Source organism: Luteibacter sp. GL_149, assembly GCF_057834065.1.
This window is the reverse complement of the sequence record NZ_CM174395.1, coordinates 3,804,727-3,828,419: the sequence shown is the minus strand read 5'-3', so window position 1 is coordinate 3,828,419 and position 23,693 is coordinate 3,804,727. Positions and strand designations below refer to the sequence as shown.

The window sequence follows — 23,693 nt, the reverse complement described above, 5'->3', positions numbered from 1 at the left end:
CCAGCCCGTCGACCCCAGCAGGGCGAGCGTGGTTAGATGGGCGGACTCGACGCCGGTTCGTCCTTCGGGTCGCGGTGAACAGACAGCAAACGAGGGAAATCCATGGCACGCGGCATAAATAAAGTCATCATCGTCGGCAACCTCGGCGCGGACCCGGAAACCCGGTACACCGGCAGCGGTACGGCGATCACCAGTTTGCGCATCGCCACGTCCGAGGCCTGGACCGACAAGGCGAGCGGTGAGAAGCAGGAACGCACCGAGTGGCACCGCGTCAAACTCTTCGGCAAATTGGCCGAAATCGCAGGCGAATACCTGAAGAAGGGCCGCCAGGTCTATATCGAAGGTTCGCTGCGCACCGACAAGTACACCGATAAAGACGGCGTCGAGCGCTACTCGACCGACATCATCGCCAACGAAATGCAGATGCTCGGCGGCAACGCCGGCGCGGAAGGCGGCGGTGGTGGTGGCGGCTTCGGTGGCGGCCAGGGCAACGCCCGCCCGCAGCAAGCTCGCAGCGGCGCCCCCGCTGGTGGTGGCGGTGGTCAGCGTTCGGGTGGTGGCGGCAACTTCGGTAACCGCGGCGGCGACGACTACGGCCAGTCGCGCGGTGGCAACGACCGCGGCGCCCCGACGCGCCAGGCACCCCCTCCGGTCAGCAACGAAGGCTTCGACGACGACGATATTCCGTTCTGAATCCTGCTGCGGCAGACGTGTTGCGTTACATCTCAAAGCCCGCCTATGGCGGGCTTTTTTGTTCCTTCCATATCAGGGGACAGACCGTTCCGTCACCCGTCTGCCGCAGGGAATGCACGACTGGTCGCTTGGCGCTGGATACATAGGCAGTGGCCGATGCTTAATCGATCCCCGGAAACCCGACAACCGTGGAGCGACGCATGAAATTTACCTGTCTTGCCCTGGTAGCGCTGATCGGAACGATCGGCACGGCTACCGCCTCCGACGTATCCCCGCGACCCGACAACACGACATCCAAAGCGCAGATCCAGCAACTGGTGGATACGTTCCGCTTGGCTATCATCGCGAAGGATGGCGCCAAACTGAGGAGCCTGTTCCTGCCGGACAACGGCACGTGGTTATCGGCATACGACGATGAAACCTACAAGGCGTTGAAGGCGAAGCGTCCGGATGTGCCGAAAGTGGCGCCCGACAATTACAGGAAATTCGCCGATTTCGTCAGCACCAGCCCGAAACCGCCGGAGGAAAAATTCTCCAACGTGCGTATCGATACGGACGGAACCATCGCCACGGTGTACTTCGATTACGCCTTCTTCCTCGACGGCAAGCAGACCAACGACGGCAGCGAAACCTGGCAATTGGTGAATACGGGCGATGGCTGGAAGATCAGTGCGATGCTTTACTCCGTCAGGCTCGACCCCGCGAAGATGCGCTGATTCCGACGTGTGCCGGGCGCAGGGACGCGTGCCACACGCATCGTCTGCTGGCGACCTTACGTTACGTCGCTTCCCAGTCGCATATTGATGCGAAGGTCAGTGGCCAGTTCGCGCATGGGTTCGTTGTCGCGGGTCTGTGTGATCCATCCGGCGTAATTGCCTTCGTCGGTTTCCCATGCCCATAAGGTGTAACCGAACTGGGCGAGGTAATCGTAGGCGGTAGAAAACAACGACGCCGCGTCCATGTCGTCGTGAAAATCGTCGTCGTCCGGATCGCCATTCCAGTCGATCGACAGATTCCAGCGCGATGCCAGTTCGTCGACAGCCTGCACCAGTGCATGCGTATCGTCGGCGTCCACCTGGAAACCCGAGCGCCAGTCGATGATCCGGGCGATCACTTCGACCGGATCGGTCTCTTCAGCCGCCTCGGTCATGGCTTCGCGATACGCCGCGAACTGCTGCATCGCCATGTCCTCGTCGCCGGGATTGATCAGGAGCAGCAAATGCCAGATGCGTGCCTCCACCGGATCGCCGCTCTCCTCATCGTGGTCGAGGTCGTGTTCGGAATCAAAATCGTCGTCGAATGAAGTCATGATCGGATCACTGATGGGGGCGGCACGCCGGGCAACGTATTATCGCCGGAAGCGTCCCGGCGCAGCTGCCAGAATAGCGGCTTGTCGAACGGTGCCCACCAGGGAGCGCGTACGCCTGCCGCCGAAAGCGCGTCGCGGACCCACTGGTTGCAGGTCGTGAACAGGCTGTAGTGGCCCTGCGCCTCGTAAAACGCATCGTTCTCCCCGTAGCCATGCCCCTCGATCGGGACAGCGCGGCCACTGGCATCCATCGTCGTACTTGCACGAATAAAAGCGACGAGCCTTCCGTAAGCCTCCGGCGTAAGCGTCAATGCCATCGCATCCGGCCCCGGAACCGGCGACTTTTCGTATTCGACATGCATCACGGTCCGGTCGAGACCGCTCAGCGCGTAAAGCGCCGTCGATGCATCCAGATCGTTCCACGTCGGCACGTTGAGGAAAAAGGTCCGGTCGCCCCAGCCAACCGTCACGACCTCCGGCGAAGAGCCCGATGGACGGTCAGGCGGACGTTCGGGAAAGATTTCCGTCCAGTCCATCGACTCGTTGCGAATGGGCATGGTCAGACCGGCGTGCACGCCGTTGGTCGTCAACCACACGGTGATACCCCGATCGGCGTCGTGCCAGTCGCGATTGACGGAAAGGCAGCCCAACACCGGCGCGGCGACGAGGTAGACGACGGGAAGCAGCAGAATGGCGAGCATGCCGCGCCACAGGATCGAGCGCAGCCGGGTGCCGGTTGTCGCACCGGAAGGAGACTTCTTTTCCGGCGATCTCGTCCTCGGATGCATCGACCGGTGTCCTCCGCTGGCTGACAAATCAGGCGTCTGTCACATTCGATAAGCTTACACGCCCCTCACTGTCGTTCCTGCGCAGCCAGGAATTCAGTGCGGTGTAGTGGGTTTTCGCGAGTACGTTGATTCAGCACTCCTGCGACCTCGATGCCATCGCGCTCAAACGCGCTGCGTGCGAATTATTATGGGCGCAAGACGGCCGCTCTTTGCCCCAACACGCCCCACCATCCGGAAGAGCCTGCCGCTGCCCTCGTCGCGACCGGTAGGAGCGCGCGTGAGTTGGGAAGGGCGAGGCAATGATTGCGCGACGTGGGCGCGACGAGGGCAGCGGCAGGCTCTGTGCGATGCGTAACAATGCACGGCGCTACGGCGAAGAGCTGATCGAGGGTGGTCGCGACAACCCCATGCACTGCACTGGGTCCCTGCCTGCGCAGGGACGACGGTGAGGGGGCACGTGAGGCGTGGCGATGGATCGTCGTCACCACGAATAGCGCGCACCCAGCGCCCCGCCCAGCGAGAGGTAATGGCTTTTCCCGACGCTGGACTCGACGTTCGTCCAGAGGGACCAATGTCCGGCCAGACGGGCTTCCAGGCCCGCCGTGACCGCATGCCTGCGACCCGGTGCGCCCGTGGCGACGTCTTCGCCATTGAAGGTCATGCGATCCAGCGAACGCTGACGATACAGCCAGTTCCAGCCGAGAAAAGGCTGGATGACGGTTCCGTTATGCAGGATATGGCGAGCGTGGATACGCATGCCGATGCGCGACGACATGCCCGCCGCATGGTCGAAGACGACGAGGGTGCCCTGGGCTTCGCGGTGAGGTGTCCCGTCGATTGCGATATAGGTCAGCTGCGCCTGTGGCTCGACGAAGATGGTTGTGGTTCCCGATGCGGCAACGGGCCACGCGTATCCGGTTTCGACCGAGCCGTCGAGCGTGCCGGCGCTATAGCGCTCGCGGGGAAGTCCCGAACCTTCGACGCTGTTGTTGAAGTGCGCATACTGCGTCCATGCATCGACGCGAAAGCCTTCGATCGCGGCCGGGTCCGCGTACCATGTTGCGTAGACGCCGAGTGCCGCACCGCGCACCTTGCCGCGGGAGGCATATCCGCTGATATGCGAATAGGTACTCGTATGCGCCTGTCCGGTGGACAGCATGACGCCCGCGATACCCAGGCCGCGGCGTTCCCAGTGCGCCAGATCGCGACCGATGCGAAGCGACCAGGTATTGCTCGTCGTCGCCAGCTGTTCACCTGCGTCGTACGTGGCATGGTCGTGGTCCATGCGTGCCCATGTGCCCTGTGCGGTGACATCGCCCCGGAGGTCGTGCGGCGACGTGTGGAAGATGTCGGTCATCGCTCGCTGGTTCGCTGGATAAGTGCCTGCTTCGGGGCGCCAGACATAGGGCGGCGGAGGCGTGACGGGCGGGTCGATGGCCGGATCGGGGCTGATACCTATCTCGGGATCCGGGCCAGGATCGGTCGGCGCTGTAGAACGCAGATACCAGTCGCCATCGCCCGCGCGCAGGGTGTCGCCCTTCACCAGAAAATATTCGTAAGCGCCGGCAACGGCCCGACCGCCCAGAACGAATTCGCCCGTCGACGTGCCATCCACGCCGACGAGCCGGATGCCTCGCAGGGTAAGGCCACCCACGCCGCCCGCGTTGTCGACGGCAATCGTCGTGCGTCCGGACGTATTGCCTGCTACCTGGAGAAGATCGCCCGGCGCGTCGTCGCCGGCCAGTGCGACGTTCATTCGAAGGAATGCATCGTTGCCGACATAATCGCCATCGACGCGCAACGTTCGGAACTGGCCGTCGATCGGTGGCGCGAAGACGATCGCGCTGCCGTCGACGCGCAAGTTGCCGACGCGCGAATCGTTCGTCATCGTCCAATGGCTGCCCTGGGTCAGGGACAGGTTATCCAGAATGCGGCTCGCACCGGTCCATTGCGAGGTGTTGTCCAGCGAAAGCACGACGCGTTCGCCGTCGGGCGTCGCTCCGCGACCGACGATATCGCCACTGGCAAAGACGCCGCCGCTCATCGTTACCGATAGCGGAGCGTCGGCGGTTCCGCCGACCGATAACAGCGTACCGTTGCCTCCGATAATGCGCGCACCTGCTGTCGCGTCGATGGCGGAGGCGCCGACGGCGACGATAGCGCCATAGCGTTCGCTTATCAGGGTGCTGCCAACCAGTTTCAGCGATGCCCCCTCGGCGATGGCCGCCGCCCAGGACTTCTCGCCCTCGGTCGCGATCTCGCTCTGGAATACATGCAATTTGCTTCCACCCTGGCCGTGCAGGGCATGCGCACCCGTGCCCGTCGTCCGGATGCTGCTGTCTTCGATGTCGACGTTTCCAGCCATATACGCCCACAGGCCGGTAGCACTCGCGCCGGTCGTCAGGATCCGGCTGCCGTTCAGTATCAGATTTCGTGTGCCGCGATTGGCATTGATGCCGTAGCTGAATTCGCCCGTGGTACCGATCGTTACGTTTGCCAGGCTCGCCGACGCGCCGTCGAGCAGGTAAATACCTTCCGCCGCGTTACCTTCGGTGACGAGCGTCGTGTCGCGCAGCTCGACGCTGGCGTTCGGGCCGGTGATATCGATGGCATAGGCTTTGTCTCCCAGTGTGTGGATAGTCGTATTTTCCGCGAACGCACGCGAGCCCGCGCCGACCGCGAGGCCGTACGCGCCGATGCCGTGGGTGCCGATGGTGCTTCGGTACATCCAGGCCTGCGCACCGCCGACAGTCTTCACGCCCGCGGAGCTGCTTCCCCAGGTATGCACGTCGACATTGCGCAACTCCACTCGTCCCCCAACGGGGACCGGGCCGTCGCGGCCGACCAGAACACCATCCGCCACGTCGCCGTGTGTATGAACTACGCCACCCTGTAGTAGCGCCAGACTACTGTCGTGCAGTACGCGCAGTCCATTGGCCTGGGAGCCGTGCGCGACGAAGTCGAGGTCGGTCGAGAAAGCCCTGCCACCGTTCAGCACGTGCAGGGCGTGGACGCCATCGTCGTCTACGTCTGCCCCTTCAAGCAGATAAACGCGCTCGCCGTCCACCACCAGGCCTTCGTCTTTCGCCAAGCTGACGCCGGGTGCCAGCAGCAGTGCGGCGGATTGGACCAATACACTTAATCGTTGTAGTCCGTGTTGCATTCGTCATCCTTGGTTTGCGCTAAACGCTGCAAACTAAGGGGCGAGCCCGCGTTGACGAATACGACTAGTCTGAATTTTTACTCCGAATTAGTAGTGCATGGTGTCCGGCTCAGATGTCGTCCGCCACGCGCAGTACAAGTTTGCCGCGATGGGTGCCGTCGAACAGGCGATTCAATACGACCGGCGCGTTGGGCAATCCCTCCGCCACGGTTTCTTCGGCCTTGATGCGGCCGTCCCTGACCCAGCCGACGAGTTCGCCCGCCGCGCGTTGGCTGTCGGGGAAGTCGAATGCAAGGAAACCGCGGACGGTGAGGCGCTTGACGATGATGATGCTGTAATCGTCGCTGGGCTTTTCGCTGCTGTTGTAGTTGGCGATGAGCCCGCACAACGCGACACGTCCACCGTTGACCATGCGTCCGAGGACGGCGCGCATCACCGCTCCGCCGACGTTTTCGAAGTTGACGTGGACGCCATCGGGGGTCGCGTCGGCAAGAGCCTGCTTCCAGTTCTCCGCTTTGTAATCGACGGCGGCATCGAAGCCCAGCTCATCGGTGAGGTAGCGGCATTTGTCCGCGCCACCGGCAATCCCGACGACGCGGGCACCCTTGAGCTTGCCGATCTGTCCGGCGATCGAGCCGACCGAGCCGGCAGCAGCGGACACGACCAGGGTCTCGCCGGGCTGAACGGGGGCGATTTCAGTCAGGCCGTAGTAGGCCGTGAGTCCGCTGAAGCCACACGCGCCAAGCAGGGTAGGCAGCGGTACGCCGGGATGGGATGGCAGCTTCGCGAACTGTTTCGCCTGCTTATCGTCGATGACCGCATAGTCTTGCCAGCCGAGCAGCCCCTGAACGAGGTCGCCCTCCGCAAAATGATTCGAACGGGAGGCGACGACGCGGCCAAGGCCGAGCCCCCGCATGGTTTCACCGATGGCGACCGGCGGCATGTACTGCGGCTTATCCGTCATCCACACGCGATTCGTGGGGTCCATCGACAGATAGAGCACGCGGACCAGCGTCTGGCCCTCCGCAATCTCGGGTGTCGTTTCCTCGACGAGATCGAAATCCTCGCGGCGAACGAGGCCCTCGGGGCGGGTTTTCAGGCGTAACTGACGGTTTAACAGCATGAAACGACCTCCTGTGTCGAAAACAATGGCGGCCACGACCGGCCTCTGGCGCCTCGCAGGCGGGAGATATAGCACTGCGGGGCGGGCTTGTCCGGTGATCGTGCCGTCTCGAAACCTTCACCCATGTCTGAACGGCTTACACCGAACGATCTGTCGCCCGGAACGGTATTCGTGGCATGGTATATAGGCAGGCGCGGCGATTCGCCGTGGAATACGCGCCGTCTGGTGTATGTCGAGACGCCGCGCCTGTCCCTATTTGGATAATTAAGAGGAGCCATCATGAAGACTGTATCGACCTTAGCCCTTGCCCTGGTCGCGGCCGCCCTGCTGGCCGGCTGCAGTAAGACGGAAGACACGCCGCCGGCAGCGGCCACGCCGCCTGCGGCATCCACCGCCGCTCCTGCGGCACCGGCTGCGGCACCCGAAACGGCGCCTGCGGCTACCGGTACGGCAGCAACGCCGGCACCCAGCTCCACCGCGGCCAAGTAAGAACAAACCTGCGCGAAGTTCGCTTCGCGCAGGTTTGGCTGGATCGGCAACGCGGTAACCGGGACTTTCGGCCGGTTTCCACCAGCATCTGAATGGGGCACGATCACCCGATTACTATCAGGGTGAAAGCACGCATGTCCCGTTTCCGTCTGACCCTCTTCTGTGGCCTGGCCGTTCTCGTTGCCGGCTGCCATGCGCCGGTGCGCACGACCGCACCCGCTACCCCTCTGAAAATCGTTACCTGGAACATGGAGCATCTGGCCGAGGCCGATGGCACGGGCTGCCGTCCGCGCACGGAGTCGGACTATGCGGCGATGCGCCGCTATGCCGACCAGATGGACGCGGACGTCATCGCGTTCGAAGAAGTGGAAACCGCCAAAGCCGCGGCACGGGTGTTCACGCCCGACAAATACCATGTCGTGTTTTCCGATCGGCCCGACAGTGGCCGCCACGGTGCGTGCGGCGGTTCGCGCGATGGCCTGACGATCCGGAAGCAGGATGTGGGCTTCGCCATTCGCAACGGCATCCCGTTCACCCGGCACGACGACGTACGCGAACTGGGCGTCGGCAATCCCGACCTGCGCTGGGGGGTGGACATCACCATCGAAGACCGTCAGCCGCTTCGCCTGCTCGGTGTCCACCTGAAGAGTGGTTGTTTCAAGGGCGAGCAGGGCAGTGCCTGCCCGGTCCTGCTCGATCAGGTGCCCGTACTGCAGAAATGGATCGGCGAGCGCGAGAAAGAAGGCGCCGCCTTCGTCATCCTGGGCGACTGGAACCGTCGACTCGACCTGCCCGGCGATCGCGTGTGGCTGGACCTCGGCCGCAGTACCCCGGGCGTCAACCTCGTCGACGCGACGGCCGGACATTCGGCCACGTGCGAGGCGAAATATCCCGACTTTATCGATCATCTCGTGATGAATCGCGCGGCGAGCACGCGTATGGTCGCGGGGTCGTTCAACGAGTTCACCTATGGCGTGCCGGAAGCGGAACATCCCTCCGACCACTGCCCCGTGTCGATCATGCTGACGCGGTGACTGTTCGCAAGACTGCTGGGAAGCCCCGATAGCATGCATCGACGGACGCGGTAGGGGCCGTGTCCGTCCCATCGTTACAGAGGAACTTCAATGACCGTTCGTCGCACGTTGTTGCCTATGCTTGCCTTGTCCGCCGCGCTTGCCGCATCGCTCGCCGCCGCGCAGACACCGCCGATGACGCCGGATATTCCGGCGAAGTTCGACAATCCGACCGCGAATCTCGATTACGTCAAACGCGACGTCATGATCCCGATGCGCGACGGCGTGAAGCTGCATACCGTCATCGTGATACCCAAGGGAGCGAAGCACGCGCCGATCGTGCTCACGCGTACGCCGTACAACGCCAGCGGCCGGGCCGCGCGCCTCGAATCGCCGAAGATGCGCGACCTGCTGCCCCAGGGCGACGAAGTCTTCGTCGATGGCGGCTACATCCGTGTTTTCCAGGACATCCGCGGCAAGTACGGTTCGGAAGGCGATTACGTCATGACGCGCCCCCTGCGCGGGCCGCTGAATTCCAGCGAGGTCGATCACTCGACCGACGCTTACGACACGATCGACTGGCTGGTGAAGAACCTGCCCGAATCCAACGGCAAGGTCGGCATGATCGGCTCGTCGTACGAGGGCTTCACCGTCGTCATGGCGCTGGTCAATCCGCATCCCGCGCTGAAGGTCGCGGTGCCCGAAAGCCCCATGGTCGACGGCTGGATGGGTGACGACTGGTTCCATTACGGGGCCTTCCGCCAGACGAACTTCGATTATTTCATCGGCCAGACCACGGCGCGTGGCAAGGGCTCGACGGCCGCGCGCGAAGGTTACGACGACTACACCAATTTCCTTGCCGCCGGTTCGGCGGGCGACTATGCGCGGCTCACCGGCATGGACGTATTGCCTTACTGGAAGAAGGTCAGCGAGCATCCGTCCTACGATGCGTACTGGCAGGGACAGGCGTTGGACAAGGTCATGGCCAAACAGCCCCTGAAAGTGCCGACCATGTGGCTGCAAGGCCTGTGGGACCAGGAGGACATGTGGGGTGCCATCCATAGCTACGAAGCGATGGAGCCGAAGGACAAGGGTAACGACCATAATTACCTGGTCATGGGACCGTGGCGGCATAGCCAGGTGAACTACGACGCGGCTTCGCTGGGCGCGTTGCAGTTCGAAGGCGATACAGCGTTGCAGTTCCGTCGCGACGTGCTGCGGCCGTTCTTCGACCAGTACCTGGTGGACGGTGCGCCGCGCGCCGATACGCCGCCGGTACTGATCTACAACACGGGCGAGAATCACTGGGACCGCTTCAAGTCCTGGCCGCTCAGCTGTGCCGAAGGCTGCAAGTCGAAACCGAAGCCGCTTTACCTCAACGCGTCCGGCGGCCTGTCGTTCACGGCGCCGGCGGCGGGGCAGCCCGAGCACGACGACTATGTATCCGATCCCGCCAAGCCGGTGCCGTACGTGCCGCGTCCGGTACGCTTCGGCGACCGCACGTCGTGGACCACCTGGCTCGTGCAGGACCAGCGCTTTGTCGACGGCCGCCCCGACGTGCTCACCTATGTCACCGAGCCGCTGACCGAACCGCTGCGTATTTCCGGTGTGCCGCAGGTCAATCTTTACGCCGCGACCAGCGGTACGGACAGCGACTGGGTCGTCAAACTGATCGACGTCTATCCCGAAACCATGGCGTCCAACCCGGCCATGGGCGGATACGAGCTGGCGGTGTCCATGGATATTTTCCGTGGCCGTTATCGCGAGAGCTTCGAAACGCCGAAGGCGCTCGCGTCGAACGAACCGTTGCTCTACAGGTTCGGCCTGCCTACCGCCAACCACGTGTTCAAGCCGGGCCATCGGGTGATGGTGCAGATTCAATCCTCCCTGTTCCCGCTGTACGACCGCAATCCGCAGACCTACGTGCCGAACATCTTCTTCGCGAAGCCGACCGACTACGTCAAGGCGACGCAGCAGGTATGGCATGCGCCGGGTAAGGCGAGCGCGATCGAGCTGCCGGTGGTGCCTTAGAGCGGAGGTGGGGGGTGGGAAGTGGGGGCGCGTTTCCGGCGGTCGCCTGAGGGAACGACATGCGCCAAGCAGGCGTTATGTCCGCCGGGCGATACCAGTCCCCTCATGCGCTCGCCGGAAACGCGCCCCCACTTCCCACCCCCCACCTCCGCTTTTCACCCATTGCCATTACCTCGACGTGACCGGGCGCTATTCTCCGCACCCAGGCTCACGTCCCGGAGTTCTGCCATGGCGAGCTTCAAGGTCACGCATCCCGAGCGCGTGGTATATGCCGAGGGCGATATCACCAAACAGGACGTCGCCGATTACTACGCCGCCGTCGCGCGCTGGCTGCTACCCGAACTGGTGAACCGCCCGTTGTCGGTGGTGCGTTGTCCTCACGGCGCGCAAGGTCAGTGTTTCTTCCAGAAACATCATGCCGATACCTTGGGCGCGCACGTACCAGCGGTGAAGCTCACCGAGAAAGACGGCGATCCGGCGGAATACATTTACGTCGACAGCATCGAAGGCGTGCTGGAACTGGTGCAGATGAACGCGCTGGAGTTTCATCCCTGGGGCGCACGGGTCGACGATCCGGACAAGCCGGATCGCCTCATCTTCGATCTCGATCCGGCGGAGGATGTGGAATGGAAAACGGTCGCCGCGGCGGCACGGGATATTCGCGATGTATTGCTCGGCGCCGGAATGGAAAGCTTTGTGCGGACGTCGGGCGGCAAGGGACTGCATGTCGTCGCGCCGTTCCAGCGCGGACCGTCGTGGCGCGAGGTCAAGACGTTCTGCGAAAGCGTGGCGGATGCGTTGGTGGCGAAGCGGCCGGCGCGTTACATCGCCGAAGCCAGCAAGGCGAAGCGCGAAGGGCTGATCTTCATCGACTGGTTGCGCAATACGCGAGGTGCGACGAGCGTGACCGGATGGTCGCTGCGCGCGCGTGCCGGTGCGCCTGTGGCCATGCCGGTGCGATGGGAGGAGATCGGGCGGTTGAAGACGGGTGGGGCGTTTGGATTGAAGCGGGCGTTGAAGCGGGCGCGGGATTTGCCGGAAGATCCGTGGGAGGGGATGGCGGCGTTGCGGCAGGTGTTGGGGAAGCTGCTCTAGGGCGTCCATCGCGGACAAAGTCCGCTCCCACCAGAAAACCGGCTCCGGTGGGAGCGGACTCTGTCCGCGAAAGCCGACAGAGCGGCGATGCCGCTCCGTAGCAACCTCAGGGCTTTCCACCCCGCCGGATAAGCGCCATAATTTCATCGCACGCGCCCATCGTGTGGTATCGGTCTTCCCGGCCGGGCTCTTCTCTAGGGCGTCCATCGCGGACAAAGTCCGCTCCCACCAGAAAACCGGCTCCGGTGGGAGCGGACTTTGTCCGCGAAAGCCGACAGAGCGGCGATGCCGCTCCGTAGCTACCTCAGGGCTTCCCACCCCGCCGGATAAGCGCCATCACCTCATAGCACGCGCCCATCGTGTGGTAATCGGTCTTCCCGGCCGGACTCTTCCTCTAGGGCGTCCATCGCGGACAAAGTCCGCTCCCACCAGAAAACCGGCTCCGGTGGGAGCGGACTTTGTCCGCGAAAGCCACCGGAGCGGCGATGCCGCTCCGTAGCTACCTCAAGGCTTCCCACCCCGCCGGATAAGCGCCATCACCTCATAGCACGCGCCCATCGTGTGGTAATCGGTCTTCCCGGCCGGACTCTTCTCGTCGTCGTACTTCCTGTTATCGCGCGTGAGAATGCGATACCAGGCACCGTACTCGTGATCGACGAAGTGTTCCCACGAATACGCCCAGATCCTGTCGTACCACACCGCATAACGCGGCTCGCCGGTGCGATCGTGCAGCAGTGCGGCGGCGGCGAGCGATTCGGCCTGAACCCAGAAATACTTGTCGTCGTCGCACACATAGCCTTCGGGCGAGAAGCCATAGGCGATGCCGCCGTGCTCGTCGTCCCAGGCATGGGCTAGTGCTTTGTCGAAGAAATGCTGCGCCGTCGGTACCAGCCAGGCGATCGACTGGTCACGCTTGGTCGTATAGCGATCCAGCATCAGCAGCAGCTTCGCCCATTCGGTCTGATGGCCGGGCTGGAATCCCCACGGGCGGAACAGGTGCTTGGGATTGTCGAGGTTGTACTTCCAGTCGACGTTCCAGTGAACGTCGTAATGCTCCCAGATCAGCCCCTCGCCGAGCTTTGCCTGACGCTGCGTCATGTTGTCGGCAAGCAGCAGCGCGCGATCGAGATAGCGGTCGTTACCCGTCGCCTCGTAGGCGGCGATCATCGCCTCGCACGTGTGCATGTTGGCGTTCTGGCCGCGATAGCCCGAGAAATTCCAGTGCTTGTCGGCTTCGTCCTTGTACAGGCCGTATGCCGGGTCCCAGTAGTGTTTCTCGAACAGATCCCAGGTTTCGTCCATCCATGCGGCGGCTTCGGTAATGCCGGCTTTCACGCCGCAGGAATACGCAAGCAGGACGAAGGCCACGCCATAGCAATGATAGGTTTCGTCTTCGGGCTTGCCGGACTCGATGGTCCACGCGTAACCGCCGGTTTCGGGATTGCGGTGGACGTCGCGCAGATACTTCAGGCCATGCCGGGCGGCTTCGACGTCTTCGGCCTTGCCGAACTCGATGGCTGCCATCGCGTGATTGAAAACGAAACGCGTGCTGCTGACCAGATGACGGTGCGTGCGGTTGTACACGCTGCCGTCGTCCTTGAAGTACTGGAAGAAGCCACCCGCCGGATCGATCTCGTTGGGCTTGTAGAACGCCATCGTTTTGGCGATGTGCGCACGAAGGACATCGGCGGAGCGGAAATCGGGAAGAGGTACGGTTGTCATGTGTGTTTCTCCATGAAGGCGCGTACTTCGGCCTGATCGGGGATGGCCGTGAACGAGCCCTTGCGGGTGACCGTGATCGCACCGCACGCGGCGGCGAAACGCAGCAGGTCGTGAAAGCGCGACGTGTCGGCGAGCAGGCCGGGCAACGTTTCGCGCGTGATTTTTTCGTCGGCCAGACGGCTCAGCAGGCCGCCGACGAAGGCATCGCCCGCCGCCGTCGCATCGACGGTCGTGACGGGCCAACCGGGGATCGTGCCGCGTCCGTCGCGGGTGAACCAGAGCATCGGTTCGCTACCGTCGGTCACGAGCAGCACCTTCGCTTCGCCACGCCACAACCGGGCAAGCAATGCATCGTCGGAACCGGCGCCCGCATGGATGAAGGCGAACTCCTCGGCGCTGAGTTTCACGATGTCGGCTTCGAGCAGCGCGTTCCACAAGCGCGGCATCGGTGCCTCGTCGCGCGGCCAGAGGGCGGGACGCAGATTCATGTCGAAACTGACCAGCGCACCCGCGGCGCGGGCACGGCGCATGCCGTCGATGGTGGTATCGGCAATCGCCGCTTCCGTCAGGCTGTTCGAGCAGACGTGGAAGATGGCCACATCGTCGAATGTCTCCGCACGGAAGTGTTCCGGCCGGAAAAGCAGGTCGGCGGCTGGCGGACGATAAAAACTGAAACTGCGCTCGCCGTATTCGTCGAGCGCGACGAAGGCAAGTGCGGTGCGTGCCTCGTCGGTGCGCACGACATCGGTCGTGCCGACGCCGAGTTCGTCGAGACTCTTCAGCAGGAAATCGCCGAACATGTCGCGGCTTAGCATGCCCGCGAAACGCGAGCGGGCGCCCAGGCGCGCGGCGGCGACGGCGACATTGGCGGGAGCGCCGCCGGCAAAGGGAACGAAGGCAGGCGGCTGGTTGCCGCCAGCTTGCGGCTGCGCGTGAAAGTCGATCAGCGCTTCGCCGAAGCAAAGAATGGATGCCATGCGATTGAAGCCTGTCCTATGGCGAGGAAACTGCGCGACGGCCGGTCGAATGCCGGCCGTCGCCAGACGTGATGGTCAGTGCGTGACGGTGGGGACCGCACGAACCTTGGAGCCGCTGAATCCGTAGAACACGATGTACGCGTAACCGATGAGCGGAATGAAGAAGGCGTGCTGCACGCCGATGTGGTCGGCGAAGAGGCCCTGGATATAAGGCATCAGCGCGCCACCGACGATCGCCATGATCAGCAGGCTTGAGGCCTTGCCGGTCAGGGGGCCGAGACCTTCGATACCCAGCGAGAAGATCGTCGGGAACATGATCGAGTTGAACAGACCGATGGCCACGATGCTGTAAACGGCGACCATGCCGGTTGTCGTCATGGTGGTCAGCAGCAACACGAGGTTGATAATGGCGAACAGACCAAGCAGCAGGCGCGGCGAGATCTTGACCAGCAGGGCGGAGCCGATGAAGCGACCGATCATTGCCAGCGTCCAGTACGCCGAAACGTAGTGGGTGGCTTCCTTCTCGCTGAAGTTGCCGATCTCCGGCATGTGCAGGTAGTTGACCAGGAAGCTGCCGATCGACACTTCCGAGCCCACGTAGAAGAAGATGCCCAGCACACCGAACAGCACGTGCGGATAACGCAGGGCGTCCTTCAGCGTGTGCTTCGACGTGTCGGCTTTCTCGGTGGATTCCTCGAGAGCCGGCAGGCGGAACAGCCAGACGAAGATGGCGAGCAGGAAGAGCACGATGGCAAGTCCGACATACGGGCCCTGCACCGAGCTGGCTTCCTGAGCGCGGTAGGTGAGCTGTTCGGCGGCGGAAAGCTTCGCGATCTCGTCGCCGCTCTTGACCGTATTGGCCAGGATCAGCAAGCCGCCGAAGATCGGCGCAATGGCCGTACCGGCGGAGTTGAGCGCCTGGGCCAGCGTGAGGCGGCTGGAGCTGGTGCGTTCGGGTCCGAGCAGGGCGACATACGGGTTGGCTGCGACCTGGAGCACCGTAATGCCGGTGGCCAGGACGAACAGCGCGCCGAGGAACGCTTCGTAGTTATGCAGCGCGGCGGCCGGCCAGAAGCCGAGTGCGCCGACACCTGCGATGGCCAGACCGGCCACGATGCCCTTCTTGTAGCCGAGCGCCGCGACCAGGCGGCCGGAGGGTAGCGACATCAGGAAGTACGCGCCGAAGAAGGTGAACTGGATGAGCATGACGCGCGCATAGCTCAGTTCGAACACGGCTTTCAGGTGGGGAATCAGGATGTCATTCAGGCAGGTAAGAAAACCCCACATGAAGAAGATCGTGGTCATCACGCCAAGGGCGAGAGGGAAGTAGGTGTAACGGGTGTCGCCAGCCTTGGCGGACGACGCGGGCGGTGTTGGCGCGGAAGCAATAGCCATGGGGCGCTCCGTTGGGGTCAGGAAGAATGGGGTGCGCAGCTGCTTTCGCGAATCACCAGCTGCACTGGCGCGATCGTATGGCCGGGTGCCGCGTCTGGATTGGAAAGTCTGCTCAGGATGAGTTCTGCCGCCTGCCTGCCGCGACCCCGTGGATCGACGGCGATGGTGGTAAGAGGCGGAACACTGACGGAAGCCTCGGCGACATCGTCGAAGCCGGTGAGGGCGAAATCCTCGCCCGGGCGCCGTCCACGCCGGGTGAGGCCAAGCATCAGGCCAAGCGCGACGGCGTCGTTGTAGCAAACCGCGGCCGTGGGAGCGGGATCGCGCAGAAACAGCGCGCCTGTCTGCCGCGCGGCTTCGAGGCGCGTGGGAGCGCTTTCGATCAGCCAGGCGGGGTCGATGGGGAGCCCGGCATCGCGCATGGCGCCGGCATAGCCGCGGCGGCGTTGTTCCACGGAGCTGGAGTCGCGGTGGCCGCCGAAGAAGGCGATGCGCTGGTGGCCCAGGCCGATGAGATGTTCGGTGGCGAGGCGGGCGCCACGCTCGTTGTCCATTTCCAGCGTGTCCCAGCGATGCTCGCCCTGGGCGTCGGGCAGTTCGCGGTTGAAGACCAGCAGAGGCGTATGGACGCCGACCGCGGCAAGCACGCGCTCGCCTTCGCTGCCCTCGGCGGGCGAGAGAATGATGCCCGCCGGACCGTGTTCGACCAGCGAGTTGAGTACCGCCTGCTGGCGCTCGGGCGATTCGCCCGTATTGCCCAGCAGGGTGACGAAGCCGGCGCGGCCCAGCGCTTCGTCGGCACCTGCCGCGAATTCGGCGAAGAAGGGGTTGCCCAGGTCGTTGACGACCAGGCCGATGCTGGACGAGGTACGGCGGCGCAGGTTGGCCGCGGCGCGGTTGTACACGTAGCCCTGTCGCTTCAGTTCGGCCTCGACCCTGGCCCGTGTGGCTGAATTGACCAGCGGACTGCCGCGCAACACCAGCGAGACAGTGGCGCGCGAAACGTCACACCCCAGCGCGATATCGGCGAGGGTGACCTTGCGGCGCTGCGGGGGTGGCTTAGGCATCGACTCGTTCCTTCAAACGATCTAAATCCGGGCGATCATCGCTCGGGACGGCAAACAAGGCATCACGCACTGCAACATGCATCGGCGAAGCAAGTTTGGTAGCTTCGGTCCGTTTATCACGATCCAAATCCATTGTAACGATCCGATCGAGGGGAAGCCGAATGTCGAAGTTCATCCGTCTGCGTCGTGGCCTGCTGGCCGCGGCGTTGTCCGTCCCCTTCGCGGTCGGGGTCGCGGCGGCCGGCAAGCCAGTCAGCGCCTGGTCCGCGGTCGACCCCATGGTGGGCACGGGTGGCGACGGACATACCTTCCCGGGCGCCACGGTGCCCTTCGGCATGATCCAGCTCAGTCCCGACACGGCCATGCCCGACTTCAAGCACGCCTATAAGTGGGCGGCAGGCTATCAGTACGGCGACAACAGCATCCTCGGTTTTTCGCATACCCACTTCTCCGGCAGCGGACATTCGGACCTGGGTGACGTACTGGTGATGCCGATTGCCGGCGACGTGCGGCTGGACCCCGGTACCCCGGACCAGCCGGGCAGTGGCTATCGGTCGCGCTTCGATCACAAGAGCGAGAAAGCCGAGGCAGGTTACTACGCGGTCACGCTGGCCGACTACGGCATTCGCGCGGAACTGACCGCCGGGACGCGCGTGGGCTGGCATCGCTACGCCTTTCCGAAGGGCAAGCCGGCTCACGTGCTGATGGATCTTCGGCCCAGCATTTACGACTACGACGGCAAGGTCCTGTGGGCGAGCCTGCGCGTTCGCGCCGACGGTACGGTGACCGGCGGTCGTTCGACTCGCGGCTGGGCGCCGGGTCGGCAGCTCTTCTTCGCCATGCGTTTCAATCAGCCGATGACCTCGCGCATGCTTTACAACCGCGAGAAGGACATCGTCTATCACGGCTTTGGCGGCCCCGGAAATCGTGCGGAAGACCGCGACGGGCAGGCCGGCCGGGCGCTGGAAGGCGTGTTCGACTTCGGTCCGCTCGACAAGCCGCTGATCGTCAAGGTCGCCGTGTCCTCGGTCAGCGAGGACAACGCGATCGCCAACCTCGACAAGGATGGCGTCGGTTTCGACTTCGACGCCCGCCGCGCCGAAGCGCGCGGGGCGTGGGAAAAGGCGCTGGCCACGGTCGATGTCGACGCGCCGGCGAAGACGCGCGAGACGTTCTACACGGCCCTGTATCACGCGATGATCGCGCCGGGTCTGTCCATGGACGTCAACGGCGAATACCGCGGTCCGGACAATCAGGTGCATACGGCGAAAGGCTTCGACTTCTATTCCACGTGGTCGCTGTGGGACGTGTTCCGCGCGCAGCAGCCGTTGATGACCCTGCTCCAGCCGGCAAAGAGCAACGATTTCGTCAGCTCGCTGATCGCCTCGCAGCAATCCAGTCCGTTCGGTATCCTGCCCGTGTGGGCGTACCAGGGCATGGAGACATGGTGCATGATCGGCTACCACGCCGTTCCCGTGATCGCCGATGCCTATATGAAGGGCATCCGCGGTTACGACGCCAAGGCCGCGCTCGATGCCATGGTGGCCAGTGCGTCCTATGGTCCGTACGGTGGCCTCGACGACTATATGAAGCTCGGTTACGTGCCGATCGACCGTCAGCCGGAAGCCGCGTCGAAGACGGTCGAATACGCGTACGACGACTGGTCGCTGGCGCAGATGGCCCGCGCCATGGGACAGAACGACATCGCCGATACGTTCACGAAGCGGGCCGGTAACTGGCGCAACAGCTTCGATACGAAAACCGGTTTCGTACGCGCGCGCAAATCCGATGGCGCCTTCCGCGAACCGTTCGATCCGGGACAGGCCGGTTACGGCAGCGATTTCACCGAAGGCAATGCGTACCAGTACTCCTGGTTCGTGCCGCAGGACATCGCGGGTCTGGTGAGTGCGCTGGGTGGCGACGACAACTTCGTGAAGAAGCTGGACGAGGTATTCGACGCGAAGGTCGATCCGAAGGCATTCGCGCACGTCGAAGACATTACCGGCCTGATCGGCTGGTATGCGCACGGCAACGAACCGAGCCATCACATGGCGTATCTGTACGACTTCGCGGGTCAGCCGTGGAAGACGCAGGAGCGCCTGAAGACGGTCATGGATACCCAGTACACGCCCACGCCGACCGGACTGGTAGGTAACGACGATCTTGGCCAGATGTCGGCTTGGTACGTGTTCACGGCGATGGGCTTCTATCCGGTTACGCCGGCCAGCAACGAGTACGTGATTGGTCGCCCCTTCGTGAACAAGGTCACGCTGAATCTTCCGGATGGGAAGCACTTCACCGTGTCCGCCGAGCATCTGGATGCGTCGCATCCGTATGTCGGACAGGTCACGTTGAACGGCAAGCCGCTCGATCGCACGTATGTCCGCCATGAGGAAATCGTCGCGGGTGGCGAACTGAAGTTCACGATGCAGACGCAGCCGAACAAGACCTGGGGTACCGCGCCTTCCGCGCGGCCTTCTTCGATGTCGAAGGCGGCGCAGTAAGTAACTGGCATTTCTTCGTCGTCGCTCCGTTGGCTTTCGCCCGCAAGCGGGCTCCTACAAAAAACCGCACCGCCGCTCTTGTAGGAGCCCGCTTGCGGGCGAAAGCCAACGGAGCGACGACGCGGCAACCCCACCCCTCACGACGGTTTCACGCCACCTCCTGCAAAAAGCACGCCTCCTGCAGGACAGGCGCGCACTCGCTCCCGGTCGTATTCCGTTAAATCGGACGCGTCCGGGTTAAGCGAAGGGGCGCCTGTTGCATCGATTCCGAGGCCTCCGTGACCGTCCCGTCAACACCATGCACGCGCGAAGCGTGCCAGAATGCGTGTCCGTCCCGGGCAGGAAGGGCTGTGAGGGTAGTGGTCGCATGATCCAACGTATCGGACTGCGCTGGCGTATGGCCGGCCTGCTGGTCGCCGTTGTGGTGATCGTAGGGCTCCCCTATATCGTGACGCGCTCAAGCGCCGACGATGCACTCGTTTCGCGTGACTGGGTGACGCATACCGCCGAGGTCAAGACAGGCGTCTATCGCCTGGAAGCCGCTCTGCGCGACAACGAAGCGGCCGTCTACACCATGCTTGCGCCGGGTGCCGTTATCGATCCCGTGCTGGAAGACCGCACCGTAGGCGCGCGAAAGACGGTTCCCGGCGTTCTCGGCAACCTGCGCGACATGATGCGCGACAATCCTTCGCAGATGACGCGTCTTGGCGCGCTGGAAGCCGTGGCAAACGGTCGTATCGTACTGATGGATCAGGCACTCAAGCGCCTGCGTGCCGGCGACCGCGCCGGCGCGCTCGAATCGATGGAAGATTCCCGAAAGCTCTTTGCTTTCCGCGACCTGATCACTCAGGTAGTGGCCGAAGAAGACACCCTGCTCGTCGCGCGTCGCGAACACGCGAACGAACTGGCCACGAATAACCGGCTCGTACTGCTGATCGCGGCGCTGGCGCAGATAGCCTTGCTGGGTATCGTCGTCGTCGTTTCCGAGCGGCAGATAGCCATCCGCCTGAATGCCGAATCGAGAATGCAGGAAGCCGTGCAGCGTTCGCTGCTGATCGTGCAAGCCGTCCGCGAGCCGATCGCCATGCTCGACGACGACCTGCGCACGCTGCTGGTGAACACCGCCTTCGGCGAGCTCTACGGTATCGACAGCGATCGGGATAGCAGTATTCCGCTTCAGGACGTTGGCGACGGTGCCTGGACCGATGGCGCCCTGTTGCAGCGGCTGAACGACGTGATAGCGCGCGATCGCGAACTGTGGGACTACGAGCTTACCCAGCGCACGGTCGATGGCATCGACCGCTTCGTGGTGATCAACGCCCGTCGCATCCATCAGCCCGACAGCAAAAAGCCGGCATTGCTGCTGACGGTAAGCGATATCACCGCGCGTGCGCTGGTCGAGCAGAAGGTCAACGAACTGAACCGTCAGCTGGAAGGCAAGGTCGAACAGATCTCGGACGTGAATCGCGAGCTCGAAGCGTTCAGCTATTCGGTATCGCACGATCTGCGTGCTCCGTTGCGGCATATCTCCGGTTTCGCCGGCAAGCTGGAAGCCCAGCTTGGAGAAGATGCCGACGAGCGCTCGCGTCATTACATCGACGTCATCAGCAGCTCTTCCCGGCGCATGGCCCAGTTGATCGACGATCTGCTGGTTTTCTCGCGACTCGGGCGCGGCGCGTTGCGTCTGCAACCGGTCGACATGCAGTCGCTGGTCGAAGAAGCGAAGGCGCTTCTCGAATCGGATACGCAGGAACGACACATCGACTGGCGCATCGCACCGCTGCCCATCGTGATCGGCGACGAAAACATGCTGCGCACGGTCTGGCAGAACCTGCTGGGCAATGCGGTGAAGTACACATCCCACCGGGAGCGCGCGGTGATCGAGGTCAAACTCGGCCGCACGGGTACCGGAGACTACGAATTCACGGTATCGGACAACGGTGCCGGTTTCGACATGCAGTACGCGGGCAAACTTTTCGGCGTGTTCCAGCGTCTGCATCGCGCTTCGGAATTTCCCGGCAACGGCATCGGCCTGGCCAACGTACGCCGCATCATCGCGCGCCACGGCGGACGGACCTGGGCCGACGGCGAAGTCGACCGCGGCGCAACTTTCCACTTTTCACTACCGGCCTCCGATGTGCCGGGCTCAAGAATGGGTGACACATGAACCAACGCGACCTGCGCACCATCCTGCTCGTCGAAGACTCCAGCGCCGACGCTGAAATGGCGATGGATGCACTTCGCGAGGCCAAGCTCGCCAATCCCATCGTCCATGTCGAGGACGGTGTCGATTGTCTCGACTATATCTATCGTCGCGGCCGCTTCGCCGATCGCCCCGAGGGCGATCCCGCCGTCGTGCTGCTCGACATCAAGATGCCGCGAATGGATGGTCTCGAAGTACTGAAGCAGTTGCGTACGGACGAACAGCGCCGGCGCCTGCCCGTGGTCATTCTTTCGTCTTCCCGCGAGGAAAGCGATCTGGCGCGGAGCTGGGATCTTGGCGTCAACGCCTATGTGCTGAAGCCCGTCGATGCGCAGCAGTTCTTCACCGCGGTGCAGACGCTCGGTCACTTCTGGGCAGTGCTGAACCAGCGCCCCGATCCCATCTGAACCACCCCATCCGAACCAGAGTCACGAGCGGAACGACGAGATCCATACCCACATGAATGGACAAGCGCAAAAGGTCCGGATTCTCCAGGTCGAGGACAGCCCGCTCGACGCGGAGCTCGTGCTTTCGGAGCTCGATATGGACGGCCTCGCGTACGAGGTGCGTCTGGTCGAGGACGAGGCGGCCTTCACGCGGGCGCTGGACGAGTTCCACCCGGATATCATTCTTTCCGACCTGAGCATGCCGGTATTCAGCGGCGAACGTGCGCTGGAGGTGTTGCGGGAGCGCAGTAGCGATATCCCGTTTATCTTCGTTTCGGCGACATTGGGCGAAGAGGCGGCCATCGAAGCGTTGCGCAACGGTGCCACCGATTACATCCTCAAACAGAACACCGCGCGTCTTGCGTCCGCGGTGCGTCGCGCATTGCGCGAGGCCGAAGAGCAGCGTGCGCGTGCGCGCGCCGAGCTGGAACTGATTCGTGCGCAGCGCTTCGAGAGCCTTGCGTTGCTGGCTGGCGGTCTCAGTCACGATCTGCGAAACCTTCTTCAGCCGTTACTGCTGGCCGGGGATACTTTGCAGGACTACGCCGACGATCCGCGCCTGGCGCGTCTCGGTGCGCTGGTCCGCGACTGCGGACGGCGCGGACTGGAAATGGTTTCGTCGATGCTTTCGTTCGCCCGTGGCGCACGTCGCGCGGAGCAGGTGCGTCTCGGGGCGTTACTCGATGCGCTGAAATTATTGATGCAGGGCAGTGTGCCGCGCACGGTACAGATGGATGTCGATGTTTTCGACCCGGAAATTTCCATCGAAGGCAACCACACCGAACTGCAGCAGTGTCTGCTTAACCTGTGCCTCAATGCGCTTCAGGCCATGCCCGATGGAGGACAGCTTCGCGTCGAAACAGCACAGATCAATCTTCCCGAGGACTTCTTCGTCGAAGGGGAGCAGCCCGCCGCGGGTCGCTATCTTCGCCTGAGCGTGATCGATTCTGGCGTGGGGATGTCGCAGGACGTCCTCCAGCGTCTGTTCGAACCGTTCTTTACCACCAAGGAAACCGGCACCGGGCTCGGTCTGCTTTCGTGCAAACGCATCATCGCCAGCCACGGTGGTGTCATGCGTGTGCGCAGCAAACCCGGCGAAGGCACGCAATTCCACCTGTACCTGCCGCTTGCCGAAGGCGACGACTCGATCGCGGAAACGATGCGTACCGAAACCGGCCTGCTTGGCGAAGCCGAGCGCGTACTGGTTGTCGTCGAAGAAGCGATGCAGCTCTCGCTGCTGGTCGATACCCTGGATGCTTACGGCTATCAGGCCGGCGCGAGCCAGAGCGGCACCGCCGCGTTGCAATGGATCGAAGCGCACGGCATTCCCGATCTTGTCGTATTGGACGCCGACATGAATCTGTTCACGGGAGTGCGTACGCTGGCGGCATTGCTGGAGCGTGGCTACAAACGTTCGGTACTTCTCCTCGCCCGCCCCGAATCCCCGCCGAACCTCGATGAACTTCCGACCCTGGAGCATCTTTACGTGTTGGACAAGCCCGTGCAGGCAAGGGCGTTGTTGCGCACGGTGCGCGAGGCGCTGGATGCCAGCGAAGGGAAAGTCGTCTAAGCCGTCGCGCTGTTGCAACGAGCAGTTCCCTGACCAGTTGGGAGGGATTCGTCGATCCATGCGTTGCGGTCGCGGCGATGCCGCTCCATTTTCGTGGGTGCCGGT

General features: G+C 63.2%; 18 protein-coding genes. 10 read left to right on the top strand and 8 right to left on the bottom strand.

Annotation, left to right across the window (positions count from 1 at the left end; genetic code table 11):
• The first annotated feature begins 102 nt into the window (after nucleotides 1-102).
• Together ssb and AC3IR3_RS16955 are read left to right on the top strand one after the other, a co-directional pair.
• The gene (gene ssb / locus AC3IR3_RS16960) at nucleotides 103-693 is read left to right on the top strand and encodes a single-stranded DNA-binding protein (RefSeq protein ID WP_489193841.1); all 591 of its coding nucleotides are present in this window, start codon (nucleotides 103-105) and stop codon (nucleotides 691-693) included.
• 200 nt (nucleotides 694-893) lie between these two features.
• Nucleotides 894-1,409 carry a nuclear transport factor 2 family protein gene (locus AC3IR3_RS16955; protein ID WP_489193839.1) on the top strand — a complete coding sequence of 172 codons (516 nt, stop codon included), beginning with the start codon at nucleotides 894-896 and terminating at the stop codon, nucleotides 1,407-1,409.
• Between the two features lie 56 nt (nucleotides 1,410-1,465).
• Here AC3IR3_RS16955 and AC3IR3_RS16950 read toward each other — a convergent pair whose 3' ends face one another.
• The 4 genes from AC3IR3_RS16950 to AC3IR3_RS16935 form a co-directional block, all read right to left on the bottom strand.
• Nucleotides 1,466-2,002 carry a DUF6630 family protein gene (locus AC3IR3_RS16950; protein ID WP_489193838.1) on the bottom strand — a complete coding sequence of 179 codons (537 nt, stop codon included), beginning with the start codon at nucleotides 2,000-2,002 and terminating at the stop codon, nucleotides 1,466-1,468.
• Complete coding sequence (locus tag AC3IR3_RS16945) at nucleotides 1,999-2,790, bottom strand: TIGR02117 family protein (RefSeq protein WP_489193836.1); 792 nt, start codon at nucleotides 2,788-2,790, stop codon at nucleotides 1,999-2,001. The genes AC3IR3_RS16950 and AC3IR3_RS16945 overlap by 4 nt, the downstream gene beginning before the upstream one ends.
• Nucleotides 2,791-3,271: 481 nt before the next feature.
• Nucleotides 3,272-5,923, bottom strand: a complete 2,652-nt coding sequence (locus tag AC3IR3_RS16940) for an autotransporter family protein (protein ID WP_489193834.1) — start codon at nucleotides 5,921-5,923, stop codon at nucleotides 3,272-3,274.
• A 139-nt stretch (nucleotides 5,924-6,062) separates the two neighbouring features.
• Entirely contained in the window at nucleotides 6,063-7,076 is a 1,014-nt protein-coding gene (locus tag AC3IR3_RS16935; RefSeq protein ID WP_489193832.1) for an NADP-dependent oxidoreductase, read from the bottom strand.
• A 279-nt stretch (nucleotides 7,077-7,355) separates the two neighbouring features.
• Here AC3IR3_RS16935 and AC3IR3_RS16930 point away from each other — a divergent pair, with 279 nt between their 5' ends.
• From AC3IR3_RS16930 to ligD, 4 genes are all read left to right on the top strand, one after another.
• Complete coding sequence (locus AC3IR3_RS16930; protein ID WP_207906826.1) at nucleotides 7,356-7,565, top strand: hypothetical protein; 210 nt, start codon at nucleotides 7,356-7,358, stop codon at nucleotides 7,563-7,565.
• A 134-nt stretch (nucleotides 7,566-7,699) separates the two neighbouring features.
• Nucleotides 7,700-8,599 carry an endonuclease/exonuclease/phosphatase family protein gene (locus AC3IR3_RS16925; RefSeq protein WP_489193829.1) on the top strand — a complete coding sequence of 300 codons (900 nt, stop codon included), beginning with the start codon at nucleotides 7,700-7,702 and terminating at the stop codon, nucleotides 8,597-8,599.
• A gap of 90 nt (nucleotides 8,600-8,689) precedes the next feature.
• Entirely contained in the window at nucleotides 8,690-10,609 is a 1,920-nt protein-coding gene (locus tag AC3IR3_RS16920; RefSeq protein ID WP_489193828.1) for a CocE/NonD family hydrolase, read from the top strand.
• Nucleotides 10,610-10,837: 228 nt separating this feature from the next.
• Nucleotides 10,838-11,704: a non-homologous end-joining DNA ligase gene (gene ligD / locus AC3IR3_RS16915; RefSeq protein ID WP_489193826.1), complete on the top strand. Its 867-nt coding sequence runs from the start codon at nucleotides 10,838-10,840 to the stop codon at nucleotides 11,702-11,704.
• 504 nt (nucleotides 11,705-12,208) lie between these two features.
• On the opposite strand, the gene AC3IR3_RS16910 is transcribed toward ligD, so the two are convergent.
• From AC3IR3_RS16910 to AC3IR3_RS16895, 4 genes are all read right to left on the bottom strand, one after another.
• Nucleotides 12,209-13,426, bottom strand: coding sequence for an AGE family epimerase/isomerase (locus AC3IR3_RS16910; RefSeq protein WP_489193824.1), 1,218 nt, complete (start codon nucleotides 13,424-13,426; stop codon nucleotides 12,209-12,211).
• Entirely contained in the window at nucleotides 13,423-14,403 is a 981-nt protein-coding gene (locus tag AC3IR3_RS16905) for a carbohydrate kinase family protein (protein ID WP_489193823.1), read from the bottom strand. The genes AC3IR3_RS16910 and AC3IR3_RS16905 overlap by 4 nt, the downstream gene beginning before the upstream one ends.
• A 75-nt stretch (nucleotides 14,404-14,478) precedes the next feature.
• Nucleotides 14,479-15,708, bottom strand: coding sequence for an L-fucose:H+ symporter permease (fucP, locus tag AC3IR3_RS16900; RefSeq protein WP_489196953.1), 1,230 nt, complete (start codon nucleotides 15,706-15,708; stop codon nucleotides 14,479-14,481).
• A 107-nt stretch (nucleotides 15,709-15,815) separates the two neighbouring features.
• Nucleotides 15,816-16,865: a LacI family DNA-binding transcriptional regulator gene (locus AC3IR3_RS16895; RefSeq protein WP_489193821.1), complete on the bottom strand. Its 1,050-nt coding sequence runs from the start codon at nucleotides 16,863-16,865 to the stop codon at nucleotides 15,816-15,818.
• 161 nt (nucleotides 16,866-17,026) lie between these two features.
• On the opposite strand from AC3IR3_RS16895, the gene AC3IR3_RS16890 reads away from it, so the two are divergent.
• The 4 genes from AC3IR3_RS16890 to AC3IR3_RS16875 all read left to right on the top strand — a co-directional run bounded on the left by AC3IR3_RS16890 (nucleotide 17,027) and on the right by AC3IR3_RS16875 (nucleotide 23,588).
• Nucleotides 17,027-19,369 (top strand): GH92 family glycosyl hydrolase, encoded by a 2,343-nt coding sequence (locus AC3IR3_RS16890; RefSeq protein WP_489193818.1) that lies wholly within the window; start codon nucleotides 17,027-17,029, stop codon nucleotides 19,367-19,369.
• A gap of 367 nt (nucleotides 19,370-19,736) precedes the next feature.
• Complete coding sequence (locus tag AC3IR3_RS16885; RefSeq protein WP_489193816.1) at nucleotides 19,737-21,536, top strand: sensor histidine kinase; 1,800 nt, start codon at nucleotides 19,737-19,739, stop codon at nucleotides 21,534-21,536.
• The gene (locus tag AC3IR3_RS16880; RefSeq protein WP_132144047.1) at nucleotides 21,533-21,979 is read left to right on the top strand and encodes a response regulator; all 447 of its coding nucleotides are present in this window, start codon (nucleotides 21,533-21,535) and stop codon (nucleotides 21,977-21,979) included. The genes AC3IR3_RS16885 and AC3IR3_RS16880 overlap by 4 nt, the downstream gene beginning before the upstream one ends.
• A gap of 52 nt (nucleotides 21,980-22,031) precedes the next feature.
• Nucleotides 22,032-23,588 carry a response regulator gene (locus AC3IR3_RS16875; protein ID WP_489193815.1) on the top strand — a complete coding sequence of 519 codons (1,557 nt, stop codon included), beginning with the start codon at nucleotides 22,032-22,034 and terminating at the stop codon, nucleotides 23,586-23,588.
• Nucleotides 23,589-23,693 lie beyond the last annotated feature (105 nt).

What these genes read in the sequence shown, in the direction of transcription:
- ssb (WP_489193841.1), top strand. Translation starts at nt 103, where the DNA reads ATGGCACGCGGCATAAATAAAGTCATCATCGTCGGCAACCTCGGCGCG.
- AC3IR3_RS16955 (WP_489193839.1), top strand. Translation starts at nt 894, where the DNA reads ATGAAATTTACCTGTCTTGCCCTGGTAGCGCTGATCGGAACGATCGGC.
- AC3IR3_RS16950 (WP_489193838.1), bottom strand. Translation starts at nt 2,002, where the DNA reads ATGACTTCATTCGACGACGATTTTGATTCCGAACACGACCTCGACCAC.
- AC3IR3_RS16945 (WP_489193836.1), bottom strand. Translation starts at nt 2,790, where the DNA reads ATGCATCCGAGGACGAGATCGCCGGAAAAGAAGTCTCCTTCCGGTGCG.
- AC3IR3_RS16935 (WP_489193832.1), bottom strand. Translation starts at nt 7,076, where the DNA reads ATGCTGTTAAACCGTCAGTTACGCCTGAAAACCCGCCCCGAGGGCCTC.
- AC3IR3_RS16930 (WP_207906826.1), top strand. Translation starts at nt 7,356, where the DNA reads ATGAAGACTGTATCGACCTTAGCCCTTGCCCTGGTCGCGGCCGCCCTG.
- AC3IR3_RS16925 (WP_489193829.1), top strand. Translation starts at nt 7,700, where the DNA reads ATGTCCCGTTTCCGTCTGACCCTCTTCTGTGGCCTGGCCGTTCTCGTT.
- AC3IR3_RS16920 (WP_489193828.1), top strand. Translation starts at nt 8,690, where the DNA reads ATGACCGTTCGTCGCACGTTGTTGCCTATGCTTGCCTTGTCCGCCGCG.
- ligD (WP_489193826.1), top strand. Translation starts at nt 10,838, where the DNA reads ATGGCGAGCTTCAAGGTCACGCATCCCGAGCGCGTGGTATATGCCGAG.
- AC3IR3_RS16910 (WP_489193824.1), bottom strand. Translation starts at nt 13,426, where the DNA reads ATGACAACCGTACCTCTTCCCGATTTCCGCTCCGCCGATGTCCTTCGT.
- AC3IR3_RS16905 (WP_489193823.1), bottom strand. Translation starts at nt 14,403, where the DNA reads ATGGCATCCATTCTTTGCTTCGGCGAAGCGCTGATCGACTTTCACGCG.
- fucP (WP_489196953.1), bottom strand. Translation starts at nt 15,708, where the DNA reads ATGACCACGATCTTCTTCATGTGGGGTTTTCTTACCTGCCTGAATGAC.
- AC3IR3_RS16895 (WP_489193821.1), bottom strand. Translation starts at nt 16,865, where the DNA reads ATGCCTAAGCCACCCCCGCAGCGCCGCAAGGTCACCCTCGCCGATATC.
- AC3IR3_RS16890 (WP_489193818.1), top strand. Translation starts at nt 17,027, where the DNA reads ATGTCGAAGTTCATCCGTCTGCGTCGTGGCCTGCTGGCCGCGGCGTTG.
- AC3IR3_RS16885 (WP_489193816.1), top strand. Translation starts at nt 19,737, where the DNA reads ATGATCCAACGTATCGGACTGCGCTGGCGTATGGCCGGCCTGCTGGTC.
- AC3IR3_RS16880 (WP_132144047.1), top strand. Translation starts at nt 21,533, where the DNA reads ATGAACCAACGCGACCTGCGCACCATCCTGCTCGTCGAAGACTCCAGC.
- AC3IR3_RS16875 (WP_489193815.1), top strand. Translation starts at nt 22,032, where the DNA reads ATGAATGGACAAGCGCAAAAGGTCCGGATTCTCCAGGTCGAGGACAGC.